Source organism: Rhodococcus sp. B7740 (assembly GCF_000954115.1).
In the GTDB taxonomy this organism is placed as follows: domain Bacteria; phylum Actinomycetota; class Actinomycetes; order Mycobacteriales; family Mycobacteriaceae; genus Rhodococcoides.
Genome location: NZ_CP010797.1, coordinates 3,416,057 through 3,430,765 on the forward strand (window position 1 = coordinate 3,416,057; position 14,709 = coordinate 3,430,765).

The window sequence follows — 14,709 nt, forward strand, 5'->3', positions numbered from 1 at the left end:
TGCAAGGAATGAATGGATGTTCTCGCTCAACAGGCTGTCCTGCTTCATCGCTGTCGCCGAGGAGTTGCACTTCGGCCGGGCTGCCGAGCGGCTGCACATGACACAACCGCCGCTGAGCAGGCAGATTCAACAACTCGAGAGCGAAGTGGGAGTGCAGCTCATCGACCGCACGAGCCGGTCGGTCACCCTGACCGCCGCGGGCCTGGCGTTCCTTCCCGAGGCTCGACGCATCCTCGACCTCGCCGAGGGCGCATTGCTGACGGTGCGACGTGTGCCCACCGGAGACTTGGGGACCGTGGTCGTCGGATTCACCGGCGCATCGGCGCACGCGGTGCTGCCGCAGTTGCTCGACGCCGCACGCGACAAACTTCCCGACGTGAAACTTGTTCTGCGCGAGATGGTCTCGTCGGTGCAGATGGAATCCTTGGCCGTCGGCGATCTGGATCTCGGATTGGCCAGGCCACCACTCAAGCGGCCGGGTATCGCATCGCGGCCGGTGCTGCACGAGTCGTTGATCGCCGCCATGCCCCACGACCACCCTCTTGCCGAGAAGGCCGAACTGACGGTGGAGGACTTCGACGAGCAGCCGATCATCATGTACTCACCCGTCGATGCGCGGTACTTCCACGAACTGCTGATCAGCACGTTCACCATCGTCGGCGTCACCCCGCGCTACGTGCAGTACGTGACCCAGGTCCACACCATGCTGGTCCTCGTTCGCTCGGGCATCGGATTGGCACTGGTGCCGGAGTCCGCGTCGACCATGCGTCCGAAAGGTGTTGTGTTTCGGCCGGTTCGGACCGTCAAGGAACGGCCTGTCGAGCTCGACGCAGCCTGGCGGGTGGACAACGACAACCCGGCGCTGCACCGTTTCATGACCGATGTACTGCCGACGCGTGAGTGGTCGTGATGCGCCGCTGATCGAGTTGCCGAGCGTGCCCGAAACCGCAAGTGAGCGCCCTTTTTACCGACTGCGCGCCCCCGATCAGGTCATAGCGGGGGCGCACAGTCGATAAAAGCGGTGTGAGGTCCCCGTTTGCGTGATCGATGTGATTCGACACGGCAGGACCCGCCGATGACGCGCACTCAGCGCGGCAACCCCACCGGCGGCTTGACGGCCGTCACCGGGCAGTGGGCCTCGAGCAGTACACGCTGAGAGATGCTGCCCATGAACAATTTTCCGACGGGTGATCGACGCCGGATGCCGATGACGACGAGCTGAACCTGCTCGTCGAACGAGAGGTCGATCAGATTGTCGGCATGCGAGCGGCCTGCTTCGTTGTCGTGGATCTTCGTCGTGACACCGAGCGCCGACGCCTCCTCGCGAGCCGATTCGACGGTGGCAGCGAAGTCCGCCTCGCCTGCGCTGTCGTTCTCGGCCACGATGAGCAAGTCCGTTTCGCGCATGAGTGCCTCACGAAACGCGAAGGGCAGTGCGCCTTTTCCTTCGATGGTCGGCGAGTAGCCGACGACGACGGTCACTTCGTCACCGGTGTGACGAGGGTGCCGTCGGCCAGGAAGCGATCGAGGTTCTCGAGCGTGAGCGCTTCCATCGCGGCGCGGGTCTCCACCGTCGCGCTACCCACGTGCGGCAGCAGCACCACGTTGTCCATCGCCACCAGAGCGTCGGGCACGTTCGGTTCGTGGGCAAAGACGTCCAGGCCGGCACCGGCGAGCTGCCCCGCTGCAAGCAACTCGATCAGCGCTTCCTCGTCGACGACGCTTCCGCGCGCCACGTTGATCAAATAACCCTGCGGCCCCAGCGCTTCGAGCACAGCTCGGTCGACCAGATGCGCAGTTCCCGAGCCGCCGGACGCGGCGATGATCAGCACGTCGACGTTCTCTGCGAGCGCTCTCGGGCCGGCAGCGTAGACATACGGCGAACCGTCGATCTCGTTACGATTGTGGTACGAGATCTCGCAGCGAAACCCTCTGAGCCGATCGGCAATTGCCGAACCGATGCGGCCGAGTCCGATGATTCCGACGCGCGTGCCGGTGACCTGACGCGTCAGTGGCGTGTTGCCCTCGGCGGGCCAGCGGCCGGCACGCACGAATCGCTCGGCGGACGAGAGCCCGCGCACGGTATCGATCAGCAAGCCGACAGCCAGGTCCGCCACGCAATCGGTCAGCACGTCGGGGGTGTTGCTCACGGCGATTCCGCGTTCGGCTGCGGCGTCGACGTCGGTGGTGTCGTAGCCGACACCGAAGTTGACGACGGCTCCGAGCTGGGGCAACCGGTCCATCAGCGCAGCATCGACTCCGGTCCGGCCGGAGGTGACGACCGCGGTGATCGAACTGCCGTGTGCGGCCAGAAAGTCCTCGCGCTCGTCGCCCTCGGGAAGAACCAGCGCGTCGTACTCGGAAACCAAGGTGTCCATCAACGACGGTTTGAGTGGTCCCACTCGGAGCACTCGACCGCCCTGTTGCGAATCCTGCTGCGACACAGAGGTTTTCTCTGAGCTGACGGTGACCATTGTTCTCCTCGCGAGATGGTGGAACGTGCGCGTTTCCTGTACGGTATGCCGCTTCTCGAATACCTGTCCAACACGGAAATAACATGGACCGATACCCAAACGGCATGAACGACGCATTGCCGATGCCGCCTCGACTACCCCGACCTGCATCGGGCCTGGTCAGTCCCCCATGCCTGTGACCCAAACCCCATCGAAGCGTCCGGTGTGACCCACGAAACTGCTCGAAAACCGGTTTTCGTCCGGTTGACGATGAAGATCGCACGCTCCTACCGTGTGTCTACCGTCACAGATTCGGCTGCGACATGCAGACGCGGATCCTTTTTCCCACTGGAGGCCACCATGAGCCCTGCACTCTTCGTGCAGCAGGGACGGAACCATCGCGTCATCGCATCAGCCGTTGGCGCACTGTCACTTTCGTTGATCGTGAGCGGCTGCACAGTCGCCAACTCCAACAACGGTGGAGCCGCTCGCGCCGACACCCTGCGCATCGTTCTGCCGCAGGAACCGCCGACCCTCGAGGCGTGCGATGTCTCGCTCACGTCGGTCGGGGTCGTCACCCGCTCGAACATCACCGAGCCCCTCATGGAACGCAACCCCAGCACCGGCGATCTCGAGCCCAAGCTCGCCGACTCGTGGGAACAGACCTCCGACACGGAGTGGACGTTCGCGATCCACCCCGGCGTGACCTTCAGCGACGGCAGTCCCTTCGAAGCCGAGGACGCCGCGTTCTCCATCGACCGCACGGTCAATTCGGAACTGGGCTGCAACGTCGAAGGTTATGTGTTCGGTGACGCGAACCTGGTGGTGAACGCGGTCGATCCGATGACACTGACTGTGCAGTCCCCGGAACCCGACCCCATCCTGCCGCTACGTCTGTCGTTCGTCGAGATGGTCCCACGCACAGCCAGCTACACCGAGCGCGTGCGTGAACCGATCGGAACGGGACCGTTCGCGATCGAACGCTGGGACTACGGACAGAAGCTCTCGCTCGTACGCAACGAGACCTACTGGGGTCCGAAGCCCGAGTACGCCAGGGCCGAATACCAGTGGCGCAGCGAGGGAAGCGTCCGCGCCTCGATGGTGACCAACGGCGAGGCCGAGATCGCGACATCGGTCGGCCCGGAGGACGGGGCAGGTGACCTGGGAGTCGCTTACCCCAACAACGAGACGACGGCGCTCCGCATCCAGGCGGCGCAACCGCCGCTGGACGACATGCGGGTGCGGCAGGCGATCAACTACGCGATCAACCGCGGCGGCATCGTCAAAGCGCTGTTCCGCGGACTCGGCTCGCCCGCAGCACAACTCATCTCCGAGGGCGTCGTGGGATTCAACGAGGACTTGACGCCGTGGCCCTACGACATGGACCGGGCCCGCACGCTGATCGACGAGGCCCGCGCCGACGGCGTACCCGTGGACACCGAGATTCGACTCATCGGGCGCACCGGACAGTTCCCCAAGATCAACGAAACAGTCGAGGTGATCCAGAACTCGCTGTCCAAGATCGGCATGAACGTCAAGATCGAAATGATGGATGCCGCCGGCACTGCCGAATATCAGGAACGCCCGTTTCCGGACGTCGGGCCCTACCTGCTGGTCATTCAGCACGGTAACCAGGCCGGCGACTCGGCCTTCACCGTCGACCAGTACTTCACCAGCGACGGATTCCAGAGCGCCTACGGCACAGCGGAATTCGACAGAGAGATCGCCGCGGCGGGCGCACTGACCGGAGAAGACAGGCAGGACGCGTACGCGCAGGTGTTCGCCGACGAACCGAAGGACATCATGCAGATGGCCTACATCGCGCACATGAACGGTGTGCTCGCCAAGGCGTCCTCGGTCGACTACACCCCCAACTCGGCCACGGTCGACGAAATGCATCTCGCCGCGATGACTCGCGCCGATACCGAGAGGCCCTGACATGTTCAGATTTCTCCGCAGACGGATCTACACCAGCCTCGTTCCGCTGTTCGTCGTCCTGCTCGGCGTGTTCTTCCTCGCTCGGCTCACCGGCGACCCCACCAGCCTGTACCTACCCGAGTCGGCAACTCAGGCCCAGCGCGAGGCGTTCCGCGCCACCAACGGCTTCGATCAGCCGGTGCTGACGCAGCTGCTGGACTACTTCAAGGGCGTCGTGCAACTCGACTTCGGGCAGTCGCTCCGTACCGGCGAGGACGCGTCGGCGATGGCACTGCGCGCATTCCCGGCGACACTGCAGCTGGCGTTCGCGACGATGTTCCTCGCGATCCTCGGCGCCGTGATCATCGGCTGCTGGGCCGCGTACCGGCCCAACTCGCTGGCCGATCGCATCTCGAGCCTGCTGTCGATGACCGCAGCCAGCATTCCCGATTTCTGGTTCGCCATCATGGGCGTCTACGTCTTCGCCATCCTGTTCGGCTGGCTGCCCACCTCCGGTGTCGACAACGGAATGCTCTCCTGGATACTGCCGATCGCGACTCTGCTCATTCGTCCCCTCGGAGTCCTCACCCAGGTGGTGCGCGGCGCAATGGTCTCGGCACTGTCGGCACCGTACGTGCGACTCGCGAGAAGCAAAGGGGCAGGCGATCTCCGGGTCGTCACCCACCACGCCCTGCGTAACGCAGCCGCACCGGCGCTCACGGTCGCAGGCGACCTGATGGTGGGTCTCGTCAACGGAGCGGTGGTCGTCGAGGCCATCTTCGGCTGGCCGGGCATCGGAAAACTGATGATCGACGCCATCCTGCAGCGCGACTTCGCGGTTCTCCAGGCGGCCGTGCTGTTGACGGCGGTGTCCATCTTCGTGCTCAACATCGTCATCGACGCCTGCTATGCACTGCTCGACGCCCGGGTTCGCGACAAGGTGAAGGTCTAGGAGAAACTGATGTCACTCGACTTCGAAGCACCGAAAACGTCCGAGCCCGAGGATGTTCCACCCCAGAGTCCGGTGGAAGCCCGCAAGGCGTCGGCCCCGCTGTGGAAGCTGCTGCTACGCGACAGGGTCGCCACCGTCGCCGCCGCGATCCTGGTGCTGGTCTTCCTCACCGCGGTCTTCGGCCCGATGCTGGTCGGCGACTCGGCGACCGATCAGGACCTCGACCGCTCCAACCTGCCACCGTTCACCCTCGACACCGGGTGGATGAACATCCTCGGCACCGATCCACTGGGCCGCAGCATGCTCGCCCGGTTGATCGTGGCCAGTAGAACCACACTCTCGGTTGCCGTTCCGGCCGTCATCCTCTCGGCGATCATCGGCTCGTTCATCGGTATGTGGGCCGGCTTCCATCGAGGCTGGCGCGAGACCGCGGCGATGCGCGTTGCCGACGTGATCCTGAGCTTCCCGTCCCTGCTGATGGCGGTCGTCGTGCTCTACGTGTTCTCCCCCAGCGCCGCCAACATCGTTCTGGTCCTGACGGTCACCCGCATCCCGATCTACCTGCGCACCGCCCGCGCGGAGTCGGCCGAGCTGCAGAGTCGGTTGTTCGTCGATGCCGCACGAACATTCGGCGCGAAGAGCGGATCGGTGATCAGACGCCACGTGGCCCCCATCCTGCTACCGACCCTGCTCACCGTCGCGACCCTGGACTTCTGCTTCGTCATTCTCGCCGAGTCGTCACTGAGCTTCCTCGGCATCGGCATTCAGCCGCCGGACGTCTCGTGGGGCCTGATGGTCTCGCAGGGCCGCACCTACCTGCAGACCGCGTGGTGGCTCTCGTTCTTCCCCGGTCTGGCCATCGTGCTGACCACCGTCTCGGCCACCGTGCTCGCCGCCTGGGCGCGCATCGCCACCGATCCAGCGCAGCGCTGGCGACTCAATGTGCCCCGCTCCAAGCGATCTCGCCTGCTCCCCGTACGAAAGGTCGTCTCATGAGCGCACCGGCAACCGCACCTCGACGCGCCGATACCGGCAGCGTGGCCCTGGACGTGCGTGGACTGACCGTCGATCTGCGGACCCCGTCCGGCGTCATCCGCGCCGTGGACGACGTCACCTTCACCGCCCGCCGCGGCGAAACCCTGGCCCTGCTGGGTGAATCCGGCTGCGGCAAGTCCATGACGGCACAAGCCATCGTCGGGTTGCTCGAACCGATCGCAGACATCACCGGCGGTTCGGTCGAGATGGGCGAGATCGACCTGGTGACGGCCAAGACCAAGGTGCGACGCACGGTCGCGGCCACCGAACTGGCCATCGTCTTCCAGGACGCACTGACCGCCCTCAATCCGGTCTACACCGTGGGAACCCAACTGGCCGAACCGTTTCGGATCCATCGCGGCATGTCCGGCAAGCAGGCACGAGCGGAGGCCATCGCGCTGATGGCCCGCGTGGGTATTCCCGAGCCCGAATCCCGTGCCGACTCCTATCCCCACCAGTTCTCCGGCGGCATGCGTCAACGCCTGCTGATCGCGATGGCCGTCGCACTGAGTCCGTCGGTACTGCTCGCCGACGAACCGACCACCGCCCTCGACGTGACGGTGCAGGCACAGATCATGGCGCTGCTCAAGGAACTACGCACCGAACACGACATGGCCGTCGTACTCATCACCCACGATCTCGCCCTGGTGGCCGAGGAGGCCGACCGAGTCGCGATCATGTACGCGGGCAACGTCGTCGAGACCGGACCGGTGTCCGAGGTGTTCGGCGCACCGCGACACCCGTACACCAAAGGCCTGTTGGATTCGGTACCCGTCCAGGCAGTCCGCGGTGAGGATCTGAAGTCGATCGGCGGCACCCCACCGGACCTGCACTCCATTCCCGACGGGTGCGTCTATCAGGCCCGCTGCCCGTTGGCCCGCGAGATCTGCATCAGTACTCGTCCCCCGCTCGAATCCGTCGGCAGCGGCCGGATGTCGGCATGCCACTTCCCGAACGAGGTATCCAGCCATGTCTGAGCAACTGTTGACCGTCCGCGGCCTGAACAAGACCTTCGACGTCGGCCGCGGCAAGCTCCGCGCCCTCGACGCCATCGACCTGGACCTGCGACGCGGTGAAACCCTCGGCCTCGTCGGCGAATCCGGCTGCGGCAAGTCCACTCTCGCGCGCACCCTCATGATGCTCGAACGACCCGACTCGGGCACCGTCGCGTTCGACGGCACGGATCCGTTCGCGCTGCGCGGCAAGGAACTGCTCGCGTGGCGTCGGCGGGTACAGATGGTCTTCCAGGACCCGTACGGTTCGCTCAACTCGCGAATGACCGCCGGGGACATCATCGGCGAGCCATGGCGAACCCACAAGAGCCTGTACAGGACTCGACGCGACCGCTCCGCGCGCGTACGTGAGCTGCTGCATCTGGTGGGTCTTCGGCCGAGCGACGAGAACCGCTTCCCGCAGGAATTCTCCGGCGGTCAACGACAACGCCTCGGCATCGCGCGCGCTCTGGCACTGAACCCCGACGTGATCATCTGCGACGAGCCGGTCTCCGCACTCGACCTCTCGGTACAGGCGCAGGTGCTCAACCTGCTCAACGACCTGCAGAAGCAACTCGGCATCTCGTACGTGTTCATCTCGCACGACCTGTCGGTCGTCCGACACGTCGCCGACCGCGTCGCGGTGATGTACCTCGGCCGCATCGTCGAATCCGGGCCCACCGAAGCAGTGTTCGACCGTCCGGCTCACCCGTACACAGCGGCATTGATGTCGGCCGCACCCACACTCGACGCGTCGACGCGCGGGACGAAGATCCTGCTGAAGGGCGAGGTACCGTCGCCGCTGAACCCGCCGTCGGGATGCCGATTCCGCACGCGCTGCTGGAAGGCGACCGAGCTGTGCGCCAGTGAGGCACCCCCGGTGGCGCTCGACGCCGACGAGGCCGATCACATCGCCGAATGCCATTACCCGCTCGCAGCAGGCAATCTCGGCCTCGTCGCTGCCGGGACGTGATGTCGACACACCTGAGCATCACCGGCTTCGTCGTCGTCGCCCTGGCCATCTTTTTCGCATCGGCGATGCAGGCGTCGATCGGATTCGGCATGGGCATGCTCGCCGCGCCGATCGTGGCGATCGTCGACCCCGGCCTCATCCCGGCAACCCTGATCATGCTCGCCGTCGTCGTCAGTGTGCTCGTGCTGGTTCGCGATCGCACTGCCCTCGACCTCTCGGGTGCCGGGTGGGCGCTCGCCGGTCGCCTCCCCGGTTCGGCGGTGGGCGCATTGCTGCTCGTCCTGCTGCCCGAACGCGGACTGGCGATTCTGCTGGCACTGGTGGTGCTGGGCGGTGTCGCACTGACGTCGTTCGGCTGGGTCCCCCTGCCGCACAGACGAAATCTGATGGTGGCCGGGGCCGCGTCGGGAATTCTGGGAACGGCCACCTCCATCGGCGGGCCGCCGATGGCGCTGGTGTGGCAACGCAACACCGGGGCCGAGCTGCGCAGCACCATGAGCTGCTTCTTCCTCGTCGGCTCACTCATCTCGCTGGCGGTGCTGGCAGTGGCCGGGGCAGTGGACACCCACACCGCCACGCTGTTCGTGTTCCTGGCCCCGGCGACTGTTCTCGGCTTTCTGCTGTCGCGGGTGGTCAATCGAGTTCTCGATCGCCGACGCCTGCGGATCATCGCGATCACCGTCTCCGCCGTCGGCGCGCTCGTGCTCGTCGCCCAGCAAGTTCTCACCCTGTTGTGAGACTCGACGCGTCACGTGTCGCATCGGCTCCATTGGGTAGTCGGTCCGAATGACTACGAACAACACGCGCGCGCTGATCGTCGGTGCCACCGGTATTTCCGGGCAGGCCCTGTGCCGCGCCGCACTCGATGCAGGCTGGACCACCTACGGACTGAGCCGCAGCGGCAGTGTCCCCATCGACGGCGTCGTCCCCGTGGCGGCCGATCTGCTCGACCCGGCCTCGCTCGAGGAAGCACTGAAGGACGTCCGCCCCGAGGTCGTGTTCTTCACCGCCTGGATGAAGAAGGACTCGGAGCAGGAGAACATCGAGGTCAACTCGGCAACTCTGCGCAACGTGCTGAACGTGCTCGGCCCCCTCGACTCGGTGAAGCACGTCGCGTTGATGACCGGACTCAAGCACTACCTCGGACCGTTCGACGCCTACGGCGAGTCCGTGATGGCCGAGACCCCGTTCCACGAGACCGAGGATCGACTCGACACCCCCAACTTCTACTACGCGCAGGAGGACGAACTGTTCGCCGGTGCCGAGAAGTTCGGATTCGGCTGGAGTGTGCACCGCGCCCACACCATCTCCGGCTTCGCCGTCGGCAACGCGATGAACATGATGCTCACGCTGTCCGTGTACGCGTCGATCTGCAAGGAACTCGGCGAGAAGTTCGTCTTCCCCGGCTCCGAGACACAGTGGAACGGGCTCACCGACCTCACCGATGCCGACCTGCTCGCCGAGCAGATGGTGTGGGCCGCAACCGACGACAACGGACACAACGAGGCGTTCAACATCGCCAACGGTGACGTCTTCCGCTGGCGCTGGCTGTGGCCGCAGTTCGCCGCGCACTTCGGCGTCGAGCCCGAGGGCTTCGACACCGAGCCGCGCCCCCTCGAACCCCGCATGTCCGACGCGGCCGCCGCGTGGAAGCGCATCGCCGACAAGCACGATCTGGCCGAAAGCGACGTCACCCGGCTGGCGTCGTGGTGGCACACCGACGGTGACCTCGGCCGCGACATGGAATGCCTGACCGACATGAACAAGTCCAAGAAGGCAGGGTTCCTGGGCTTCCGATCCACCCCGGATGCCATCGCCTCGGTGATCCAGCGTTACCGGGATGCGCGCCTGATTCCCTGAATGCCTGCGGCAGTGGTGCGGTTAAGTGCTCTCTGCGGCATTCAACCGCGCCACTGCGGCTCCGCCGCATACTCGGCGTAGCGCTCCCGCACCGCCGGGGTCGGGTCGGCCTCGTAGGACTGGGACGGTGCCTGTGCCCAGGTCGGCGGCTCAGTGGTGCCGGCCAACGTCCACGCGGCCTGACGCGCGGCACCGTCGGCGACGTATTCACCCGGCTCGGGCACGGTCACCGGAACTCCGAGAATCGCCGGAGCCAATGCCCGCAACGCGGCGGACTTCGCGCCGCCGCCGATGAGTAGCACCCGTTTCGTCTCCACACCTTGTGCACGCAGGTGGTCGATACCGTCGGCCAAACCGCACAGCAGTCCCTCGATTGCGGCGCGCGCCAGGTGGCCGGGCGTCGAATTGTTCAGTCGCAGGCCGTGAATCGCGCCGGATGCATCGGGACGGTTGGGGGTGCGCTCACCCTCGAGGTACGGCACCAACACCAGGGCATCGCTGGTCGTCGACAGCGCCAACCGAGACAGTTCGTCGTGGTCGACGCCCAGTAGACGCGCTGTCGCATCGAGCACCCGGGCAGCGTTGAGGGTGCATACCAACGGCAACTGCCGGCCGGTGGCGTCGGCGAATCCGGCGACCAGACCCGAACCATCGGCTGCCGCAACCGATGTCACGGCCGATACGACACCGGAAGTGCCCACCGAGACCACCACGTCACCGGGCTGGGCATCGAGGGCGAGGGCCGCGGCGGCGTTGTCTCCGGTACCCGGTCCGATCAGTGCACCGCTGCGGAGTCGGCCGATGGTCTCGTTCGGTGCCGCGACCCGCGGAAGCTGCGGGTTGCGGCCACGAAAACCCAACTGCAACAGATCGGTTCGATACTCGTTCGAGGCGGCGGAGAAGTACCCGGTGCCGCTGGCGTCGCCCCGATCCGTGGCCAGGGAATCGAGCCCCGATGCGCCGCCGAGCTCCCAGCTGAGCCAATCGTGCGGAAGACACACGGCCGCAGTGCGATCGGCGTTCTCCGGCTCGTGATCGGCGAGCCAGCGCAGCTTGGCTACGGTGATCGAGGCCAACGGAACCACTCCGACGGCGTCGGCCCACGCCTGCCCGCCGTCGACGCCGGTCTCCTTCCCCAACTCCGACACCAAGTCGGTTGCGGCCTGCGCCGACCGAGTGTCGTTCCACAGCAGAGCGTTACGGACCACAGTTCCCGTCTCGTCGAGACACACCATGCCGTGTTGCTGCGCACCGACCGATACTGCGTCCACATCGTCGAGTCCGCCTGCTGCCGCCACTGCCTCGTCGAGCGCATCCTTCCAGCGCTGCGGGTCGATCTCGGTGCCGTCGGGATGGGAGGCTCGCCCCTGGCGCACCAACTCTCCCGATTCGGCATCACGAACGAATACTTTGCACGATTGGGTGGAGGAGTCGATTCCTGCAACGAGAGCCACGATGAGCGGTCCTTTCCTACGCAAGTGTGACTTGGACCCTACCCGCGGTGTTCGGCTGCCTCGGTCACGACGGTGCGTGCATAGGCGATGGCCTGCGGGGTGGTCTCGAAAACACGGCGCGCCTCGTCGTCCTTGGTGGTGAACACACCCAGCGCAGTCAGCGGTCGCAGGTGTTCGGGTTTGGCCGCGGAGATCAGGACGGTGATGTGGCGGTGTTCGAGTTCGGTGATCGTGTCCTTGAGCACGATGGCTCCTGTGGCATCGATCGTGGTCACTCGTGACATGCGCAGGATCACCACTTTCACGTCCGACACGTCGGCGAGCTCGAGCAGAAAGCTGTGCGCGGCTCCGAAGAACAACGCGCCGTCGATCCGATAGGCGACGATGTGTTCGCGAAGCAGATTGCCTTCTTCCTCCGAGACCGCGTCGAGTGCATCCAGAGGCACCTGCTCGACCGTGGCCGATCGCGCGACCGCGCGCAGTGCGAGCACCGCAGCGAACCCGACGCCGACCGCCACGGCCGTCACCAGGTCGAAGACGACCGTGACGAGAAAAGTCGACGCCATCACCACGGTGTCCCCACGACCGGCGCGGGAAATTGCTCGGATGGAGGCAGTTTCGACCATGCGTACCGTCGTCGCCAGGAGCACCCCGGCCAGAGCCGCGAGTGGAATGTCGGCCACCAATCCCGCGGCGGAGTACATGATCGCGGCGAGAATCACGGCGTGAGTGAGCGCGGCGAGCCTGGTGCGCGCTCCGGATCGGACGTTGACGGCGGTGCGGGCGATGGCACCGGTGGCCGGGATCCCGCCGAACAACGGCGCGGCGATGTTCGCCAGGCCTTGCCCGAACAGTTCACGGTCCGGGTTGTGCCGGGCACCGACGCCCATCGAGTCCGCCGCGGTCGCGGACAGCAGCGATTCCAGGGCCGCCAGCGCTGCGACGGCCAGCGCCGGAGCCAACAACGCCGTCACGTCACCGAGGTGGAAGAAGCTCAGGTTCGGAGCGGAAAGCGACGACGGGATGGTGCCGATGCGGGCGATGTCGAGGTCGAACAATCGGGTGACGACCGTTGCTCCGGCGACCGCGACCAGAGAGAACGGGATCTTCGGAGCCAGTCGGCCTCCGACGAGCATGACGATCGCGACGGTGACGGCCACGGCGGGTGTCAGGACGCTCGCGTGCGAGACGAACGAGCGCGCCGCGTCGAACGCGGATTGCCACACCTTCTCACCCTCGGCGTCGGTGATACCGAGGGCCGACGGAACCTGTTGCAGCGCAATGACGACGGCGATGCCTGCGGTGAACCCTTCGATGACGGGTGCCGGCATGTACCGGACGGCTCGACCGACGCCGGCCGCGGCGAGCACGAGCAGGATGACCCCGGCCATCAGCCCGACGGCGAGTACGCCGGTCGGACCGTACTCGGCGACGATCGGGACGAGCACCACCGTCATGGCACCGGTCGGTCCGGACACCTGGAACCGGGATCCGCCGAACACCGCGGCGACGACTCCCGCGATGATCGCCGTGGTCAGGCCGGCCGCGGCCCCCAGCCCGGTACTGACGCCGAAGCCGAGCGCCAAAGGCAGCGCGACCAGGGCCACGATCAGACCCGCCAGCAGATCCGCACCGGGCGCGCGGAAGGCGGGTTTCCACTCGCTCCATCTGGGCAAGAGGGCCGTCAGAGCCCTGGAGGCGTCGGTCTTACGGTCGGATTTCGTCGGTTCGGACATGTGACGCTCTCTGAGAACTCATCGATCCTGGTCCAGTTGATTGCTAAGTTTAGCAAGTAATGAATCAGGTGAACAGCAACGTGAGCCAGACCATCCGAGACCGTCGAGTCAGGTGCGCGCCCCGGACTCGCCCTCCAGCAACTCGGCCTGGTTGGCCACCACTCCCGTGAGTATCTCCCGCGCAACGAGCAACAGGTCGGCCACCTTGGGCGACGTCAGCGTGTAGGACACCGACAGGCCTTCCCGAGTGCCTTCGATGAGACCGGCGCGCCGCAGGATGGACAACTGCTGAGACAGATTGGCCGGCTCGATGCCGATTTCCGGAAGCAGCTCGGAGACGGCATGCTCGCGCTCGCTCAGCAACTCCAGTACCCGAATGCGCGCAGGATGCGCCAATGTCTTGAAGAAGTCGGCTTTCATTCTGTACAGCGGCCGGCTCGATTCCGTGGCCATGAAGTCCTCCCGTGGCACCCGCCGCCGCGCAGCAGGCTACTTGCGAACACTAGCAACCAACGCACGGAAGAGAACGTCCTCCCTGCTCGTCCCGAAACTCGGCTACCTTCTCTCCCATGAGCGGAGAACCCGAAGAATCCACCGACTTCAGGCTCACCGTGGCCACCGCGGCCCTCGACCTGTTCTCCGTCAAGGGCTACGAGTCGACGACGGTGGACGACATAGCCGGTGCCGCCGGAATCTCGCGTCGGACATTCTTTCGCCAGTTCCGCGCCAAGGAAGACGTCGTCTTCGCCGATCACGAAATTCTACTGGAGCAGGCCGGTGCGTTTCTCGAATCGAACGAGGGCGATCCGTGGCGGGCCGTGTGCGATGCCGCGCAGTTGGTGTACGAGCGGTTTTCCGAGTGGCGGGACATGTCGCGCCTGCGTTACCAGGTGGTCCACAAGATCCCCGCCCTGCGTGACCGAGAAATCGTCACCGTGTTTCGCTACGACAGACTCTTCGTCGAATATCTGCAGCGCGTTCTGCCCGATCACCCGCACCTGGAAATCCTGCAGTTCTCGGCCACGGTGACCGCAACGCACAACTACATCCTTCGTCGGATGATTCGCGACGGCCTGCCGACGTCGGTCGAGGATCTGCGTTCGGCACTCGCGCAGGTACGCGCGCAGTTCTCCGGTGAGATCGTCGTCGCGTCATTCCCCCGAGGCACGTCCGTCACGAAAGTCGTCGACGCGTTGGCCGATCACACAAGCGCCTGATCGATCCGGACCGAATGGCACTGAGTGCCGGATGTCGAAGACCCGGCCTTGATCAGGTCCGCATTCGGTCGTACACTGGGGTAACCCTTGGCACTGAGTGCCCCCTCCGGGCAGTGCTAC

General features: G+C 65.5%; 14 protein-coding genes. 9 read left to right on the plus strand and 5 right to left on the minus strand.

Annotated features, from left to right (window positions below; all coding sequences use genetic code 11):
- Window positions 1-16: 16 nt before the first annotated feature.
- Window positions 17-910 (plus strand): LysR substrate-binding domain-containing protein, encoded by an 894-nt coding sequence (locus tag NY08_RS15680; RefSeq protein ID WP_045197373.1) that lies wholly within the window; start codon window positions 17-19, stop codon window positions 908-910.
- Window positions 911-1,086: 176 nt separating this feature from the next.
- Here NY08_RS15680 and NY08_RS15685 read toward each other — a convergent pair whose 3' ends face one another.
- The gene (locus NY08_RS15685; protein ID WP_045197375.1) at window positions 1,087-1,482 is read right to left on the minus strand and encodes a universal stress protein; all 396 of its coding nucleotides are present in this window, start codon (window positions 1,480-1,482) and stop codon (window positions 1,087-1,089) included.
- Complete coding sequence (locus tag NY08_RS15690) at window positions 1,479-2,474, minus strand: 2-hydroxyacid dehydrogenase (RefSeq protein ID WP_082073834.1); 996 nt, start codon at window positions 2,472-2,474, stop codon at window positions 1,479-1,481. Before NY08_RS15690 ends, NY08_RS15685 begins: the two co-directional genes overlap by 4 nt.
- Before the next feature lie 339 nt (window positions 2,475-2,813).
- Between NY08_RS15690 and NY08_RS15695 the strand changes: the two genes are divergently transcribed.
- The 7 genes from NY08_RS15695 to NY08_RS15725 are packed head-to-tail and all read left to right on the plus strand — an operon-like array spanning window position 2,814 to window position 10,182.
- A complete protein-coding gene (locus NY08_RS15695; RefSeq protein WP_045200564.1) occupies window positions 2,814-4,391 on the plus strand; it encodes an ABC transporter substrate-binding protein in 1,578 nt (525 codons plus the stop codon).
- Window position 4,392: 1 nt separating this feature from the next.
- Complete coding sequence (locus tag NY08_RS15700) at window positions 4,393-5,322, plus strand: ABC transporter permease (protein ID WP_032396714.1); 930 nt, start codon at window positions 4,393-4,395, stop codon at window positions 5,320-5,322.
- Between the two features lie 9 nt (window positions 5,323-5,331).
- On the plus strand, window positions 5,332-6,318 hold the full coding sequence (locus tag NY08_RS15705) for an ABC transporter permease (RefSeq protein WP_032396715.1): 987 nt from the start codon (window positions 5,332-5,334) through the stop codon (window positions 6,316-6,318).
- A complete protein-coding gene (locus NY08_RS15710; RefSeq protein WP_045197376.1) occupies window positions 6,315-7,334 on the plus strand; it encodes an ABC transporter ATP-binding protein in 1,020 nt (339 codons plus the stop codon). Before NY08_RS15705 ends, NY08_RS15710 begins: the two co-directional genes overlap by 4 nt.
- A complete protein-coding gene (locus NY08_RS15715; protein WP_045197378.1) occupies window positions 7,327-8,322 on the plus strand; it encodes an ABC transporter ATP-binding protein in 996 nt (331 codons plus the stop codon). Before NY08_RS15710 ends, NY08_RS15715 begins: the two co-directional genes overlap by 8 nt.
- Window positions 8,322-9,059 (plus strand): sulfite exporter TauE/SafE family protein, encoded by a 738-nt coding sequence (locus tag NY08_RS15720; protein ID WP_082073835.1) that lies wholly within the window; start codon window positions 8,322-8,324, stop codon window positions 9,057-9,059. The genes NY08_RS15715 and NY08_RS15720 overlap by 1 nt, the downstream gene beginning before the upstream one ends.
- Window positions 9,060-9,108: 49 nt before the next feature.
- A complete protein-coding gene (locus NY08_RS15725; protein WP_045197380.1) occupies window positions 9,109-10,182 on the plus strand; it encodes an SDR family oxidoreductase in 1,074 nt (357 codons plus the stop codon).
- Between the two features lie 41 nt (window positions 10,183-10,223).
- Here the strand turns inward: NY08_RS15725 and NY08_RS15730 are convergent, their stop codons facing one another.
- The 3 genes from NY08_RS15730 to NY08_RS15740 form a co-directional block, all read right to left on the minus strand.
- The gene (locus NY08_RS15730; RefSeq protein ID WP_045197382.1) at window positions 10,224-11,636 is read right to left on the minus strand and encodes a xylulokinase; all 1,413 of its coding nucleotides are present in this window, start codon (window positions 11,634-11,636) and stop codon (window positions 10,224-10,226) included.
- Between the two features lie 38 nt (window positions 11,637-11,674).
- Window positions 11,675-13,372, minus strand: coding sequence for a SulP family inorganic anion transporter (locus tag NY08_RS15735; RefSeq protein ID WP_045197384.1), 1,698 nt, complete (start codon window positions 13,370-13,372; stop codon window positions 11,675-11,677).
- A 108-nt stretch (window positions 13,373-13,480) separates the two neighbouring features.
- A complete protein-coding gene (locus NY08_RS15740; protein ID WP_032397267.1) occupies window positions 13,481-13,825 on the minus strand; it encodes an ArsR/SmtB family transcription factor in 345 nt (114 codons plus the stop codon).
- Between the two features lie 116 nt (window positions 13,826-13,941).
- On the opposite strand from NY08_RS15740, the gene NY08_RS15745 reads away from it, so the two are divergent.
- Window positions 13,942-14,589 (plus strand): TetR family transcriptional regulator, encoded by a 648-nt coding sequence (locus NY08_RS15745; protein ID WP_032396721.1) that lies wholly within the window; start codon window positions 13,942-13,944, stop codon window positions 14,587-14,589.
- Window positions 14,590-14,709 lie beyond the last annotated feature (120 nt).

Excerpts from the sequence above, each read along its gene's own strand:
- NY08_RS15690 (WP_082073834.1), bottom strand. The coding sequence starts at position 2,474 with ATGGTCACCGTCAGCTCAGAGAAAACCTCTGTGTCGCAGCAGGATTCG.
- NY08_RS15725 (WP_045197380.1), top strand. The coding sequence starts at position 9,109 with ATGACTACGAACAACACGCGCGCGCTGATCGTCGGTGCCACCGGTATT.
- NY08_RS15740 (WP_032397267.1), bottom strand. The coding sequence starts at position 13,825 with ATGGCCACGGAATCGAGCCGGCCGCTGTACAGAATGAAAGCCGACTTC.
- NY08_RS15710 (WP_045197376.1), top strand. The coding sequence starts at position 6,315 with ATGAGCGCACCGGCAACCGCACCTCGACGCGCCGATACCGGCAGCGTG.
- NY08_RS15705 (WP_032396715.1), top strand. The coding sequence starts at position 5,332 with ATGTCACTCGACTTCGAAGCACCGAAAACGTCCGAGCCCGAGGATGTT.
- NY08_RS15720 (WP_082073835.1), top strand. The coding sequence starts at position 8,322 with ATGTCGACACACCTGAGCATCACCGGCTTCGTCGTCGTCGCCCTGGCC.
- NY08_RS15715 (WP_045197378.1), top strand. The coding sequence starts at position 7,327 with ATGTCTGAGCAACTGTTGACCGTCCGCGGCCTGAACAAGACCTTCGAC.
- NY08_RS15680 (WP_045197373.1), top strand. The coding sequence starts at position 17 with ATGTTCTCGCTCAACAGGCTGTCCTGCTTCATCGCTGTCGCCGAGGAG.
- NY08_RS15700 (WP_032396714.1), top strand. The coding sequence starts at position 4,393 with ATGTTCAGATTTCTCCGCAGACGGATCTACACCAGCCTCGTTCCGCTG.
- NY08_RS15735 (WP_045197384.1), bottom strand. The coding sequence starts at position 13,372 with ATGTCCGAACCGACGAAATCCGACCGTAAGACCGACGCCTCCAGGGCT.
- NY08_RS15745 (WP_032396721.1), top strand. The coding sequence starts at position 13,942 with ATGAGCGGAGAACCCGAAGAATCCACCGACTTCAGGCTCACCGTGGCC.
- NY08_RS15695 (WP_045200564.1), top strand. The coding sequence starts at position 2,814 with ATGAGCCCTGCACTCTTCGTGCAGCAGGGACGGAACCATCGCGTCATC.